At 59.0% G+C, this 14,530-nt stretch carries 14 protein-coding genes; 7 read left to right on the top strand and 7 right to left on the bottom strand.

Annotation, left to right across the window (positions count from 1 at the left end; genetic code table 11):
* Nucleotides 1–107 precede the first annotated feature (107 nt).
* The 3 genes from LPA37_RS15110 to pdxR all read right to left on the bottom strand — a co-directional run bounded on the left by LPA37_RS15110 (nucleotide 108) and on the right by pdxR (nucleotide 3,500).
* Entirely contained in the window at nucleotides 108–875 is a 768-nt protein-coding gene (locus LPA37_RS15110; RefSeq protein ID WP_228980779.1) for an SDR family NAD(P)-dependent oxidoreductase, read from the bottom strand.
* A gap of 211 nt (nucleotides 876–1,086) precedes the next feature.
* Complete coding sequence (locus tag LPA37_RS15105) at nucleotides 1,087–2,001, bottom strand: LysR family transcriptional regulator (RefSeq protein ID WP_228980781.1); 915 nt, start codon at nucleotides 1,999–2,001, stop codon at nucleotides 1,087–1,089.
* A gap of 74 nt (nucleotides 2,002–2,075) precedes the next feature.
* Nucleotides 2,076–3,500 (bottom strand): MocR-like pyridoxine biosynthesis transcription factor PdxR, encoded by a 1,425-nt coding sequence (gene pdxR, locus LPA37_RS15100; protein WP_228980783.1) that lies wholly within the window; start codon nucleotides 3,498–3,500, stop codon nucleotides 2,076–2,078.
* Between the two features lie 90 nt (nucleotides 3,501–3,590).
* Between pdxR and LPA37_RS15095 the strand changes: the two genes are divergently transcribed.
* Genes LPA37_RS15095 through LPA37_RS15085 form a run of 3 tightly spaced genes read left to right on the top strand, consistent with a single transcriptional unit; the run spans nucleotide 3,591 to nucleotide 5,173 of the window.
* On the top strand, nucleotides 3,591–4,049 hold the full coding sequence (locus tag LPA37_RS15095) for a GNAT family N-acetyltransferase (RefSeq protein WP_228980786.1): 459 nt from the start codon (nucleotides 3,591–3,593) through the stop codon (nucleotides 4,047–4,049).
* On the top strand, nucleotides 4,046–4,690 hold the full coding sequence (locus LPA37_RS15090; RefSeq protein ID WP_228980788.1) for an FMN-dependent NADH-azoreductase: 645 nt from the start codon (nucleotides 4,046–4,048) through the stop codon (nucleotides 4,688–4,690). The genes LPA37_RS15095 and LPA37_RS15090 overlap by 4 nt, the downstream gene beginning before the upstream one ends.
* 51 nt (nucleotides 4,691–4,741) lie before the next feature.
* The gene (locus LPA37_RS15085) at nucleotides 4,742–5,173 is read left to right on the top strand and encodes a carboxymuconolactone decarboxylase family protein (RefSeq protein WP_228980790.1); all 432 of its coding nucleotides are present in this window, start codon (nucleotides 4,742–4,744) and stop codon (nucleotides 5,171–5,173) included.
* A gap of 79 nt (nucleotides 5,174–5,252) precedes the next feature.
* On the opposite strand, the gene LPA37_RS15080 is transcribed toward LPA37_RS15085, so the two are convergent.
* Complete coding sequence (locus LPA37_RS15080) at nucleotides 5,253–5,957, bottom strand: SDR family NAD(P)-dependent oxidoreductase (RefSeq protein ID WP_228980792.1); 705 nt, start codon at nucleotides 5,955–5,957, stop codon at nucleotides 5,253–5,255.
* 174 nt (nucleotides 5,958–6,131) lie between these two features.
* Here LPA37_RS15080 and LPA37_RS15075 point away from each other — a divergent pair, with 174 nt between their 5' ends.
* A complete protein-coding gene (locus tag LPA37_RS15075) occupies nucleotides 6,132–7,040 on the top strand; it encodes a LysR family transcriptional regulator (protein WP_228980994.1) in 909 nt (302 codons plus the stop codon).
* Nucleotides 7,041–7,179: 139 nt separating this feature from the next.
* On the opposite strand, the gene LPA37_RS15070 is transcribed toward LPA37_RS15075, so the two are convergent.
* From LPA37_RS15070 to LPA37_RS15060, 3 genes are all read right to left on the bottom strand, one after another.
* Nucleotides 7,180–7,665, bottom strand: coding sequence for a universal stress protein (locus LPA37_RS15070; protein WP_228980795.1), 486 nt, complete (start codon nucleotides 7,663–7,665; stop codon nucleotides 7,180–7,182).
* A gap of 556 nt (nucleotides 7,666–8,221) precedes the next feature.
* Nucleotides 8,222–9,577: a C4-dicarboxylate transporter DctA gene (gene dctA / locus LPA37_RS15065; protein ID WP_228980797.1), complete on the bottom strand. Its 1,356-nt coding sequence runs from the start codon at nucleotides 9,575–9,577 to the stop codon at nucleotides 8,222–8,224.
* 163 nt (nucleotides 9,578–9,740) lie between these two features.
* Nucleotides 9,741–10,907, bottom strand: coding sequence for a mandelate racemase/muconate lactonizing enzyme family protein (locus tag LPA37_RS15060; protein WP_228980799.1), 1,167 nt, complete (start codon nucleotides 10,905–10,907; stop codon nucleotides 9,741–9,743).
* Between the two features lie 130 nt (nucleotides 10,908–11,037).
* On the opposite strand from LPA37_RS15060, the gene LPA37_RS15055 reads away from it, so the two are divergent.
* The 3 genes from LPA37_RS15055 to LPA37_RS15045 all read left to right on the top strand — a co-directional run bounded on the left by LPA37_RS15055 (nucleotide 11,038) and on the right by LPA37_RS15045 (nucleotide 14,528).
* Nucleotides 11,038–11,997 carry a LysR family transcriptional regulator gene (locus tag LPA37_RS15055; protein WP_228980801.1) on the top strand — a complete coding sequence of 320 codons (960 nt, stop codon included), beginning with the start codon at nucleotides 11,038–11,040 and terminating at the stop codon, nucleotides 11,995–11,997.
* Between the two features lie 437 nt (nucleotides 11,998–12,434).
* Complete coding sequence (locus tag LPA37_RS15050; protein WP_228980803.1) at nucleotides 12,435–13,430, top strand: sugar ABC transporter substrate-binding protein; 996 nt, start codon at nucleotides 12,435–12,437, stop codon at nucleotides 13,428–13,430.
* Between the two features lie 120 nt (nucleotides 13,431–13,550).
* Entirely contained in the window at nucleotides 13,551–14,528 is a 978-nt protein-coding gene (locus LPA37_RS15045) for an ABC transporter permease (RefSeq protein WP_228980804.1), read from the top strand.
* Nucleotides 14,529–14,530: the final 2 nt, after the last annotated feature.

Genomic DNA, 14,530 nt, shown 5'->3' with positions numbered 1-14,530 from the left:
CCCCTGGCTCGCGCCGGGGGGGCTGGGGTCTGTTTTGCCACCCGAAGCCGCTTCTGCCAGTCAATCAGCGCCTGGCAGCGTGCCAGCGAAACCGCTCTTCGGCTTCTTCAGGCAATCCACCCACCATCGACCGTCAGACTCTCACCGGTTGTGTAGCCTGCTTCGGGGCTCGCCAGATACGCTACCGCCGCGGCGATTTCTTCAGGTTTGCCAAAGCGGCCCACGCTGGCAAGCCTGGTCATCGTGGCGTGGTCTTCCGTCCCGGGCTGGGGCGCCAGTTCGGTGTCGATCGGGCCGGGCTGAACAGCATTGACGGTCACGCCGTACTTCCCGAGCTCGCGCGAAAGACCACGTGTGAAACCCCGAATGGCGAATTTCGAAGCGATGTACAGGGTTACGCCAGGCAGCGGCGCTGCTTCGCCGAAAGCGGAGCCGACATTGATGATGCGTCCCCAGCTCGCCTTGATCATGCGCTGTGCCGCGTCCTTCGCCAGTTCGACCGGCGCCCGTACATTCAGGTTGAAATGCGTGTCGTACGACGTCTCCGACGACTCGAGGAACGGTCCGTATTCGACGGTACCCGCGTTGTTGACGAGGATGTCGAGCCGGCCTTCGAACTTGCCGCCGAAGACACCGTTCAATGAATCGATCAGCGCCGTCACACCCTCGGCCTTCGACAGATCGGCACCGACTGCTTCAGCCTCGCCGCCCGCATCGCGGATTGCCTTGATCACGGCCTCCGCGCGTGCCCGATTCGACGCATAGTGGACGATGACCGATGCGCCGTCCCGCGCGAGACGGGTTGCAATGGAAGCGCCGATACCACGAGAAGCGCCGGTTACGAGCGCGAGTTTGCCTTTCAGGGCTTGAGTCACGATTACCTCGATGATGAGTTTTGAAGGGTCCGCTCACAGCCCGAGTGCAGGGATTAGCGAACTGCTGCATGTGCGCCAATGCGTTCATGCACTGGTTGATGCGTATCGTCCGCTGGTGTTTGCATGCGCGGTAGTAACCGGCGAGGAATAGGTTCTATTCCTTCGCAGTGCGCTTTTCCGAACCGGGGTGTCCGTACCGCGATATTGAACTTCAGGCGCTTAACGAAGTGCGGCCGCCCTGCCCATCAAACAGGTGCTCGACGAAAGCGACGAAGGCGCGCGCCTTCGTCGTCGCCATGCGGCCGGACGGGAAGACTGCCCAGACGTCGATGGGCGGCAGCGTCCACTCGGTGAGAACGGCTTGCACGGTGCCGTCGGCGAGTTCGGGGGAGAACATCCATTCCGACGCCACGGCGAGACCCATATGCCCGAGCACCGCCGTGCGCATGCCCTCGGCGGCGCTGACGCTTACCCGGCCCGACACGGCCACGGCGACCTCGACGCCATCGTTGCGGCTGAATGACCACGACTCACCGCCGCCTCGCCGCGAGTAAACGATCGCCTGGTGCCGGCTCAGCTCGGCCGGTGTCGCCGGAATGCCAGCTTCCTCGAAATAGCGCGGCGTTCCGACAACCAGACGCCGTCCTCGCAGGATGCGTCGCGCGGTCATCGTCGAGTCGTCGAGCGTGCCCATGCGGAGCGCCACGTCGACGCCCTGTTCCAGCAGATCAATGGAGCGGTCGTCGAGGATAATGTCGATACTCAGATTCGGATGCTGGTCGAGGAAGGTCTTGAGCGCGGGCAAAACATGCAGCCGCGCGAATGTGACTGCCGCACTGATCCGCAATCGTCCCGAGAGCCCGTCCGACGATTCGCGTACCACCTGTTCGGCCTGATCCGCCTCATCGATCGCACGGCGGGCGTGCTCGTAGAATCGCTGACCCGCATCTGTCGGCGTCAGGCCTCGCGTTGAGCGGAGCAGGAGCCGCGCGCCGAGATGCGCTTCCAGTTGCGCAATCGACTTGGAGATCGCCGGCTGGCCCAACTTCAACTGGCGAGCGGCGGCGGAAAAGGAACCCGCGTCCACCACCGTAACGAACGTTTCCATCGCCGTCATGCGGTCCATGCGTTCCTCTCCCGCGAACTGTTCAGAATGAGATAGCACATCTTCGGTGTCGGGATCACAGCGCGCCGCCTCATCTACGCTCCTGGCCGGAAAGCACTAGCGAGGGTTCGAGACAATGCGCTCGCCTCCTGGGTAGACGTGATATTGGTGAATCCAATCAACAGTCCTCGTCTTGATGTTGCTTCGGCGTACCAGGTCGACAACGCCTGTATCGACAGTCCAAGGCTTCGCGCACGCATCGCAATCGCACCATCATCCGAGCCGTTTTCGAGCATCGCAAGAAGATGCATGCCACCGGCTTGCAGATGAAGTTGCACGCGCGGTTCCAAGGCGGCGGACAGCGCATCCGCGAGCGCCGCGCGACGCTCCGCGTAGATGCTCCGCATTTTGCGGATATGCCTCGCAAAATAGCCCTCTTCGATGAACCTGGCCAGGGTTGCCTGTAGCAAACGCGGACACTGATTCTGCATTCGACCGGCGGTTTCGGCGAATCGGACGACCTGCTCTTGTGGCACGACCAGATACGATAGACGCAGCCCCGGCGCGAGCACCTTGCTAAAGGTGCCCGTGTACAGCACGCTTCCTGACCCGGCGGTATCAAGACTTTTTAAAGCGGGCAGGGGTCGCCCGCGATACCGGAATTCACCGTCGTAATCGTCTTCAATAATCCAGCGGTCGCCGGCTCTCGCCCAGTCCAGCAACGCGTGTCTGCGTGGAAGGGATAACGACACGCCCAACGGACTTTGGTGACTGGGGGTGACCACTGCAAAACGTGCATTCGCGGCCATTTTTATACCGGCCTCGACATCCAGACCGTCCTGATCGACTGGAACCGGCTGCAATTTCATCCCCGCCTGGTTCAGGAAGCGCCGCGCGATGAGATAGCCGGGATCTTCAAACCAGCATGTGTCTCCATGGCGCAGCACGCTATGGCAGATCAGACCCAGACTGGCGCGATATCCGGCACAAATAAAAACCTGATCCGGTGAGCAGGCAACGCCACGCGAAACGCCTAAATACCCGGCAATGGCCGCGCGTAGCGGCGGATAACCCTGGGGATCGGGATAAATCAGATCGTACAGACCGCTTTGGCGCATCTCACTCGCTGCCAGGCGGTTCCAGACCTTGCCTGGAAAAACATCCAGCGCGGGAAGGCCCATCTCCAGCGGCAACGGCATCAAGCCGGTATGCGTTAGCGACGGCACGGTTTCTGGCACCACGATGGCCTGCCCGGCCGGCTCAGGCAACCTGATCTGCGGTGACACCACCGTACCCGCTGGCCCGCGTGCAATCAGATAGCCCTCGTCGATCAAGAGCTGATAAGCCGATTCGACAGTACCGCGTGCCAGATTCAATTCTGATGCCAGTCCCCGCACCGACGGCACGCGGTCTCCCGGCCGCAACACCCCATCCGCAATGGATTGGCGAATGCGCAGATAGATCTGGCGATACAGCGGACTGTCGGTAGCGGCATTGATGGGGCTAAATGGCAGAGTCATGTCCCACTCGAATTTACATTTCTTGGCTCTGTAGTGTATGACATCGATCGCTTAAAGTACGTCGACGATAACGAATGAAGAGGTATAGCGATGGCACCGGCCACGGAACTTCGGGAACTGGACAACCCTGTGCTGCAGCGGGAAGGCTTCGCGCTGATGCGCGAGCTACGCCCTCATTTGACCGACCCGATAGCGTTTAGCGAACAGCTCGCGCGTCAGCACATGCACGGATATCGGCTGCTCGGTGCATATATGGGCGCGCGAATTGTGGGGCTGGCCGGTTATCGCGCGATGGAAAACCTGCTATATGGCCGCTTTGTCTATGTCGACGATCTGGTAATCGACGCAGGTGAACGTCAACACGGTCTCGGTGCAACCCTGATCGCAGCGGTGCGCAACGAAGCGATTCGCCTGGGATGTCAGCATCTCGTCCTCGATACCGGCCTCCATATGGCATTGGCACAGCGCTTCTACTTCCGTCAAGGCTTGCTGGCGCGCGGCATGCATTTTGTCCAGGCGTTGGACGCAACTGCAGGAGGGACAGCATGAATGATTTTTTATTTTTAAGTGCGAGTCCGAATCAACGCACTTCTATCGCGTACCGTTTTGCCGACGCGCTGCTCGAAAGCTTTAGCAAAAAGCATCCGGCGGCTAGCGTGAATCGACGTGACCTCGCGGCAAACCCGCTGCCGCCGCTAAGTGCTGCATACGGGGCGGCGCTCACAAAACACACTCCGCTCGATGATCCCGCTTTCCGGCAATCGGAACACTTGATTGCCGAGCTGGAGCGCAGCAGCCACCTGCTGATCGCAACGCCGATGCATAACTTCACGCTGCCGGCAACGCTCAAGTTGTGGATCGATCACGTGCTCCGGATTGGACGCTCTTTTTCCCCAGGGCCCGACGGAAAAGTCGGCCTGCTAGCCGATCGTCCCACTTACATCATCGTCAGTTCAGGCGGATTTCACCGTGGACCGCAGGCGCGACAACCTGATTGCCTGTCCGATTACCTGAGACTTGCATTGCGGACAATCGGCATCAGTGACTGCCACTTCATTTATCTGCAGGGGTTGGTCGGAGGCGAAGGAGCGGTGGCAGCAGCATTTGCCAGCGCGCACGAGCAGTTATCACAAACGCCACTCTTTGCCGGTATCGAGCCAATGTCGAGCGCGCTGGTTTCGTCGGTGTAAGTTTCTTCCTTTACCTCTGTTCCACTTTTTCCACGATTTCAGAGTCTGATCATGAGCCAACTTCGCCTTCCGTTTACCACGCTATCTCCGGCCGCTTATCAAGGTCTTCTGGCGACAAGCAAAGCGCTTTCCGACAGTAGCCTCGGTCTGCCAATGGTCGAATTGATCTATCTGCGCATCTCGCAGATCAATGGTTGCGCATTCTGTCTGGGCAAACATTCGTCGACGCTCCGTGATTCCGGTGTCACGCAACGCAAGCTCGACCAGCTCGCGGGCTGGCGTGTCAGCGAACTGTTCGACGCTCGGGAACGCGCCGCGCTCGCATGGGCAGAAACGTTGACGCACGTCTCCGGACAAGGGGCTCCCGACGAATGCTATGCCCCGCTTAAGGCACTCTTCTCCGATGCGGAAATCTCGGATCTGACATTGGCCATCGCGCTGATGAATGCTTTCAATCGTCTCGCTATTGGCATGCTGCTGTAGGAAGCAGGTGCATCGATCCGGCGCCGGGCAGCGCGTCGGACCATAAGCCATCAGACAAATATTTCCGTTATATGGCCCGTCACCAGGGAACGGTCCTCCCGAGATAGTCAAGGTAATGCAAGCCGGAGCGCCCTTCATAAGCCTCGATCGTATTGACCAGGCTCGGAATGCTTTCCTCGATCGTCAGGCGCGCCGCGGGACCACCCATGTCTGTCTGGACCCATCCAGGCGCCATGATCAGAAGGCTCCGCGGATACCCGGCGCTGCGTGCCGCGAAGGTGCGCATAAACATATTGAGTGCGGCCTTGCTCCCTCTGTAGACTTCATAATTCGCGTTAGTGGCATTGGTGATACTGCCCTGCCCCGAAGACATCACACCGATCGTTCCAGTCGGCGGGACAAGGTCTTGAAACGCCTCAATGACTCTCATCGGACTCAGCGAGTTCGTTACCATCACCCGTACAAATTCCCCGGTCGAGACGTCCGCTATCGTTTCGCGATCGTCGTTCACGACCCCTGCGTTCACAAAAAGCACATCGATACGTCGATCTGCAAGACGGGTGCGCAGAGCTGCGATCTGCTCTGGAATCGTGATATCGACAGTTTCGACTTCGAGCGCGCCAGCGGAGGCTTCTGCAACATGCTGAAGCTTTTCCGTAGAGGCAGCGCGCCCGGTGGCGATGACCTGGTAGCCGCGCTTCAGATACTCCTCAACCATCGCAAATCCAAGGCCACGAGAGGCGCCGACAAGGAGAACGGTTTTCCGCGAAAGTGTGCTTTGCATGGGCATCCCCGGTAGATGAAGCCGCTTCCGAACCTGAAAGTAACGGGAGCGATCCTCTTAAGTAAATCGTGCAAGCCAATATAGCGGTATGCAAGGGATGGCGGAAGCGGCGCTGAATGCAACTAATATATGCATCAGACGCCATATCCCGCCTCCACTTACTGCGATCAGGAAATGCCTGAACCGGACCTCAATCTTCTTTTCGCGCTCGATGCATTGCTCACCGAGAAAAACGTGACGCGCGCTGCCCGGTCGTTGCATTTAAGTGCCTCGGCAATGAGTCGCACGCTTGCCCGCCTTCGTGCTGTAACCGGCGATCCATTATTGGTCCGGGCCGGGCGCCATATGGTGCTGACGCCGTATGCCGATGAGATTCGTGAGCGAACACAAAATATTGTTCACGACGCGCGTTCCCTGCTCCGTCCGTCGATGGCGGTGCCAGATTTTTCAACGCTGCGGAGAACGCTTAAGATTCGTGCCAATGAAGCTTTCGTGGAAGCCTTCGGTGCACCACTGATTGCTGAAGTGACTGCACTTGCGCCGCTTGTGCGTTTGCACTTCTCGTCCAAACCGGAGAAGAATCCGGAGTATCTGCGAAACGGTTCCGCCGATCTTGAGATTGGTGTGCTGGAGGAAATGGGACCTGAAATACGCGTCCAGGCATTGTTTCGAGACCGCTACCTGGGCGTTGTCAGAAAGGGGCATCCCCTCGAAATGACACAGGAAGTGACGATCGGGCAATACGCAGCGTCTGGTCATGTCGCCACTCCGCACGGTCGCCAGATAATCGATTCTCTTGACGCTGCGATTGCTCTGGAAGGGTTGGAACGAACGACCGTAGCGATCGTGCCAGGTTTTCCGGCCGCGTTGGCGGTGGCTCGAGCGTCCGATCTGGTGGCGCTCCTGCCTGCATCTTTTATGAACACCCAGCACGCCGCATCCGTTTACTCTTTTGAGCTTCCTGTGGCGACTGATGGTTTTACGGTTTCACAAATGTGGCATCCTCGTTTAGAGAATGACCCTGTTCATCGCTGGTTTCGGCAGCTGGTTCTCAAAATATGTCGTCAGCGGGTGCCATTCTGAACCCAGCCGGGCGCGATCCGCGTTGCGCGGCTGCCTTTTCGGTAATCACCGGGCCGGGCGCCTGCAGTTGCGTGCCCAGTTATCCGCTGTCGTCGAGCAATTGCGCCGGGCGACAGGTGATCCGGCCCGGCGCCTGCGTTCAGGCAAACGGTGCTTCGTCCGTCGACTGTTGCCCGGTCTTCGCGTGGCTCTTTTTAACCATCGCCGGGTCGCGCACGATCGTGACGGGACACGGTGCATAGGCGAGAACCTGGCGGGCGACTGAACCGATCAGCCAGCGATCGAACGGCGTATGACCGCGATGCCCGACGACAAGATGATCGATATCGTGACGCTCCGCGTACAGCACGATCTCTTTCGCGGGCTGCCCGACTATGAGATCAAACTCGGGATGTTCGCCATCAGAGGCGAGCTTCGCCTTGATGTCGTCGAGAACCTCGCCGGCATGGCGCAACTCAAAATCGATCATTGCCTTTTTTTCCAGCTCTATCGCGCCCCAATCCGGCGCGCGCGCCACGACGAGGACATGCAGATGTGCGTCAAAGCGCTTCGCGAGATCGACCGCAAAAGTAACAGCATGTCGCGCGGATGGCGACCCGTCATAACCTGCCAGCACGTTCTGCATGATCTGCTCCCGTCCGGTTCGAACCGGAACATGCTTCGATTGACCTGCGACCGTTCCTCGACATCGCGGCGTCGGCGGAAAAGCGCGTGTAATCATCTTCCGGGCATGTCGCGTGAATCAATGCGGACGACGTCCGTGACGTTAAATCAGTTATCGTCGCTCCGGACTGGAAGATGCTCGTGAGGGACCGGCTCTGCCGCGTCGGCGTCGGGAAGATCGTCTTTCGCGGGATTTGACGATCCCGGTGAGCCGGTCTTGCGGGTCGTCCCGGATGAGGGTTGCGTGGGGTCGAGAGGCTTGTCAGTCGACTCAGCGGACGGATCGGAGGACATGGTTTGCTCCTGCGCTGATGAATGCTGCTTCTACCATGATAGACCGCATTGAGTTCGGGGTTGTGCGAAAGCCGTGCCGGCGGCTACGTTTTGCGGCAATGCACAACCAGGGCAACGCAACGTTCGCCCGGCCTGGTTGTGTTTGCAGGCGTCGCCATCCGGCGCGATCGTTGAATTGACTTCCCTGCGAAGGCTGCAACCGGCGCCAGGGCTGACTGGACGATTCAATGCGTACGAGGCCGGATAATGGCGTCTTTCGGAGGCACCCGCTCTGCACGTGCCTCGTCGGCAAACTCCAGCGCGTCAATGCTCGTGTCGATACGGTCGAGCATTGCGCGGGCCTTGCTCATGTCGATCGCGCCCTCCCATCGCGCTACCACAATGGTTGCCACGCCGTTGCCGATCAGGTTCGTGACTGCACGGGCCTCGTTAAGGAACCGGTCAACGCCGAGCAGCAGCACCAGTCCCGAAACAGGGATTTTGTGCATCGAGGCCAGCGTGGCAGCCAGCGCCACGAAGCCGGCCCCGGCCACACCCGCGGACCCTTTGGATGTCAGCAGGAGCACGCTGAGAAGCAGCAACTGGTCCCAGATCGTCAGGTGAATATTCATCGCTTGCGCAATGAACATGGAGGCCATGGTCAGGTAGATCGCCGTACCATCGGCATTGAAGGTATAGCCCGTCGGCAACACCATCCCGACTACGGGCCGTGAACACCCCAGCTTCTCCATCTTGATCAGCATCTGTGGGAGCACCGCTTCAGTCGAAGCCGTACCGAGGGTAATGAAGATTTCATCCTTGATGTAACGGAGATACTTCCACAGCGACAGTCCGCTCATCCGCAGCACCAGGCCAAGCACGACGACCACGAAGAAAATCGAGGTCAGGTAAAGACACACCATCAATTCGCCGAACGACGCCAACGTGCCAATTCCGTACTTCGCGATGGTGAACGCCATGCCGCCAAAGGCACCGATCGGCGCGACATACATCACGATCCGCACCACGCCAAACATGCCCTGAAGGAACATGTCGAGCATGTCGACGAAAGGCGCAGTGCGGGGCCCCAGCTTCGCAAGCGAGATTGCGAGCAGAACCGAAAAGAAGATGATGGGCAGGATATTTCCATTCGCAAACGCTCCGACAATGCTGTTCGGAACGATACTCATGAAGAACTCAAGCATGCCGTGCTGCTGTGCCGCGTGGGTGTAGCTGGAAATGGACGAACTGTCGATTTGTGCGGGATCGACGTTCATGCCACTGCCTGGCTTGATGACATTCACGATGACAAGGCCGGCGGCGAGCGCAATCGTTGATGCAATTTCGAAGTAAACGATCGCCTTGACGCCAACGCGACCGGCCTCATGAAGATCGTTCATGCGGGCAATACCGACGACAACGGATGCGAAAATGATCGGGGCAAGCAGCATCCGGATCAGTTTGATGAACAGGTCGCCGAGTGGCTTAAGTTGAGAACCGATGTCAGGGTAGAAATGGCCGACGAGAATGCCGGCAACAATACCAATCAGAACCTGTACATAGAGTCTGGAAAGAGATTTTCTGATCTTTGAAACCCGCATGACTGTCTCCTATGCGTGGCATCTTTTTATGAAAATCAGGTCGGGCAACCGCAACGTGATCTACCGCTGCGGTGAGCACGGACCGATTTCGCCTGCGTTCCTTTTGTCTGTTTTATGAACGCTACGCCGACGCTTTTTGTCGGCGGTTTTGCCGGTCGACGGCTTATGCGGACAGCTTTTGCATCTCGGCGAAAAGATCGGCCTTTCCTTCGAAGCCGATGCCGGGAAGATCGGGCATGGTGATGAAGCCGTTTTCCACCTTCACACCGTCGGGGAAGCCGCCATAAGGCTGGAACAGATCCGGATAGGATTCGTTGCCGCCCAGGCCAAGGCCGGCCGCGATGTTCAACGACATCTGGTGTCCGCCGTGCGGAATGCAGCGGCTCGGCGACCAGCCGTGCTGATGCAGCATGTCGAGCGTGCGCAGATACTCAACGAGGCCATAGCTCAGTGCACAGTCGAATTGCAGCCAGTCGCGATCCGGACGCATGCCGCCATAGCGAATCAGGTTGCGGGCATCCTGCATCGAGAACAGGTCCTCGCCGGTCGCCATCGGCTTGTCGTAGTAGTTGCGCAGCGTCGCCTGCAGTTCGAAGTCGAGTGGATCGCCCGGCTCTTCGTACCAGAACAGGTCGTATTGCGAGAGTGCCTTCGCGTACTGGATCGCCGTGTCGAGATCGAAGCGACCGTTGGCATCGACAGCAAGTTTTTGCCCGTCGCCGAGCACGCTCAGGATCGAGTCGATACGGCGCAGATCTTCGTCGAGCGAAGCACCGCCGATCTTCTTCTTCACGACCGTGTAGCCGCGGTCGATATAGCTGCGCATCTCGTCCTTGAGCTTGCCGTGATCCTGGCCGGGGTAGTAGTAGCCGCCCGCCGCGTACACGAAAATCCTGCGGTCGGGCTGACCATTGCCATAGCGATCCGCGAGCAGCTGGAACAGCGGCTTGCCTTCGATCTTTGCCACCGCATCCCAGATCGCCATGTCGATCGTACCGATCGCTACCGAACGCTCGCCGTGGCCGCCTGGCTTCTCGTTCGTGAACATGGTCGCCCAGATTTTGTGCGGATCGAGGTTGTCGCCGGCATCGTTGACGAGCGTGGTGGGGTCGGCTTCGAGGATGCGCGGAATAAAACGCTCACGCATCAGCTTGCCCTGGCCGTAGCGGCCGTTAGAGTTGAAGCCATAACCCACAACCGGCTTTCCATCCCGGATGACATCCGTCACCACGGCGACGAGGCTCAGCGTCATCTTGCTGAAGTCAATGTAAGCATTCCGGATCGGGGAACTGATTGGAACGGTTTTTTCGCGGATTTCAACGATTCTCACAGCGGTGTCTCCTGAATTTTTTGCACGTATTGCATGCGTCGAGTTGCAATGGAAACTAGCTTATCCGCGAAGCAAAGGATTAAAATTCACCTGAATTCATTTCATTTTTTACTTTAGGTGAACAACTGAGGTGACAACCGGCTCAGCTTCCGATTTCGAATTTTTCATCCTCCTTGCGAGGCTTAAAAGCTTGTCGGGAGCGGCACGGGCACTCGATCTCACGCCACCGGCGGCGACAAAACGCCTCGGTCTGATGGAACAAAAGCTGGGGGCCCGGCTCGTTAACAGGACGACGCGGAGTGTCAGCCTGACTCCAGAAGGCGAGACCTACTTGCGCTACGCGATGCAGATCGTCGGGCAAGTCCGGCAGATGGAAGATGAGATCTCCGGGGCCACGTCCGATCCCCACGGCCTGTTACGCGTCAATGCGACCCTCGGCTTTGGGCGCACCACCATCGCACCGCTAGTGTCTGAATTCGCGAAGCGCTTTCCTAATGTCGAGATCCAGTTTGAAGTAACGGACCGGCCCATCGATCTGGTTGAGGAAGGGTTCGATATGGCGATCCGTTTTGGGACGCTTCCCGACAGCCGGCTTAGTGCCAGGCGCATCATGAGCAATCGCCGTTTTCTTTGCGCCTCCCCGAAATACCTCGAGCGATCTGGGACACCGGAGCGGATAGAAGATCTCGTTCGACACCGGTGCATCATTCATCGACAAAACGATGACGCCTATGGCGTGTGGAAGTACATGCAGGGGGATCACACCGAAGCGTTGAAAGTTAAGGGCGCGCTCTCAAGCAATGATGGCGATATCGTGCTGCGGTGGGCGCTCGACGGGCATGGGATATTGATCCGCTCCGAATGGGATCTGGCGAAATACGTCCAGAGTGGGCGGCTCAAACTGGTTTTGCCGGATACAGTACTGCCGTCGGCCGACCTGTTTGTCTACTATCCCAGCCAGCGAAACCAGACAGCACGCGCCCGGGCATTCATCGACTTTCTGACCGGCCATTTTCACGCGCCGTTCATCCCGGTCGAAACTGGAGCTTTGATCTACGATCAAAAAAAGAGAGCCGGTCGCAAATCATAGGTTTTCCACCCTGGTAAGTCGTTGCCCAGCTTGCGACCGGAACCCCTTGCAGTGCGAACGGTTCGGGCAGTACACAGCCGATGACGCGACGCGCACCGCCTGCAACCTGGCCGTCTCCCCGGCTGCATTCCACCCAGGGATTTACCCGCGTCAGCCTCTTTTAATATTGCATCGCACAAGTCACTTCAGGCCTTGCTGCTTATGCACAGCACCACCTGTACGTACGCCAGTCTTGTGCGCACGCTCACGACAATCTTCATTGACACTTCACCACCCACCTGCTGTACTAAATAAAGGCAATTGATTTAGTCTCTCCGTGCGGCTACGCAAAGGCGAGACAGCGAATCACCAGCAAGGAGACGCGCACAGCGTCCCGCATGTCATTGAATCGACCTTGAAGTCGAAACGTCGTTGCCAATAACCCGGAGGAGCGATCCATGAATTCCAGCAAGCATCCCGTCGTGAAGCGTGTCGTATCGATGTGCGTCGCTGCCAGCGCCATATGGTGCGCAGGCGTGGCCCACGCTGCCGACCAGCCTGTTATCGGGCTGATCACCAAAACCGACACCAACCCCTTCTTCGTGAAGATGCGCGAGGGCGCCGAAGCCCAGGCGCAGAAAGACGGGGCGAAACTGCTTACGGCCGCGGGCAAGTTCGACGGCGATAACGCAAGCCAGGTGACCGCGATCGAAAACATGCTGACGGCGGGTGCCAAGGCGATTCTGATCACGCCAAGCGACACGAAGGCGATTGTGCCGAGCATCAGGAAGGCACGGGCGGCCGGCGCACTCGTGATTGCGCTCGACACACCGACCGAGCCGCAGAGTGCAACGGACGCCCTCTTCGCCACCGACAACTTCAAGGCGGGTGTGCTTATCGGCGAGTACGCCAAAGCTGCGCTTGCCGGCAAGCCCGCGAAGATCGCGACGCTCGACCTGGCGCCTGGCGTGTCGGTCGGTGTTCTTCGCCATAACGGCTTTATTCAGGGCATGGGCATCAAGGAAGGCGACCCTTCCATCGTCTGCAGCCAGGACACGCGCGGGGATCAGGCCAAGGGCCAGACGGCGATGGAAAACTGCCTGCAGAAAGCGCCTGACATCAACGTGGTCTACACGATCAACGAACCGGCCGCGGCTGGCGCATATCGCGCGCTCAAGGCAGCAGGCAAGGAAAAGGGCGTGATGATCGTCTCGATCGACGGCGGCTGTGAAGGCGTGCGTAACGTGAAAGACGGCGCGATCGCCGCGACCTCCCAGCAGTATCCGCTCAAGATGGCCGCGCTTGGCGTGAGCGCGGGCGTCGACTATGTGAAGACGGGCAAGAAGGCCACCGGTTATCACGACACCGGCGTCACGCTCATCACCGACAAGGCGATGCCTGGCGTCGAAAGCAAGGACTCGAAGTTCGGTCTTGAGAATTGCTGGGGCAAGTAACACGCCCTGACGCCACGTAGCAGGCGAACGCAACGTTCATGCATTGGTGGGACCCGCGCCCGCGGGTCCCGGCGAAGTCGCGCGTGCCACCCATCACGCGATCGCATCGAGGAACACATCATGTCTACTCCGTCGGCCTCCGGCGCCCGCCGTTTCGGCGATCATCTGCCGTCTCTCGCTGAAATCGGCCCATTGCTGGCACTGCTGCTCGCATGCGCTTTCTTCATCTCGCAGAGCAACCGTTTCCTGTCGTTCCAGAACCTCTCGCTGATTCTTCAGCAGACGATGGTCGTCGCCGTCATCGCGATCGGCCAGACGTTGATCGTGCTCACCAGCGGCATCGACCTGTCGTGCGGGATGGTGATGGCGTTCGGCTCGATCGTGATGACCAAATTCGCCGTCGTGCTCGGCGTACCACCGGTCCTTGCGATTATCTGCGGCATTGGCGCAAGCGCGCTGTTCGGCCTGCTCAACGGCCTGTTGATCACGCGTATCAAACTGCCCGCCTTCATCGTGACACTCGGCACGCTGAACATCGCATTCGCCCTGACGCAACTTTATTCGAACGCGGAGAGCGTCACGAATCTGCCCAACGCGATCATGTTCTTCGGTAACACGTTCCGTATCGGACCAGCAGAAGTCACCTACGGCACCGTGCTGACCTTGCTGATGTATCTGGCGACGTGGTTCGTGCTTCGCGATACGGTGCCGGGACGGCATCTCTATGCGCTCGGCAATAACGCGGAAGCCGCGCGCCTGATGGGCCTGAAGTCGCAACGCATCCTGATCACGGTGTATACGATCGCAGGTGTGTTTTACGGCATCGCCGCGCTGCTTTCGGTATCGCGTACCGGTGTGGGCGATCCGCAAGCCGGGCAGACAGAAAACCTCGACAGCATCACGGCGGTCGTGCTCGGCGGAACGAGTCTGTTCGGGGGGCGCGGGTCCGTGGTCGGAACGCTGCTGGGCGCGCTGATTGTCGGCGTGTTTCGCAACGGCCTCACGCTGATCGGCGTCTCGTCGGTGTATCAGGTGCTGATAACGGGGATTCTCGTCATTCTCGCCGTTGCTGCCGACAAACTGTCACATCGCCGCTAACG

Origin of the sequence: Paraburkholderia gardini, from assembly GCF_907164545.1 — a bacterium.
GTDB classification, from domain to species: Bacteria; Pseudomonadota; Gammaproteobacteria; order Burkholderiales; family Burkholderiaceae; genus Paraburkholderia; species Paraburkholderia gardini.
Note: the sequence above shows the minus strand (reverse complement) of the source record. Positions and strands in the feature narration are given on the sequence as shown.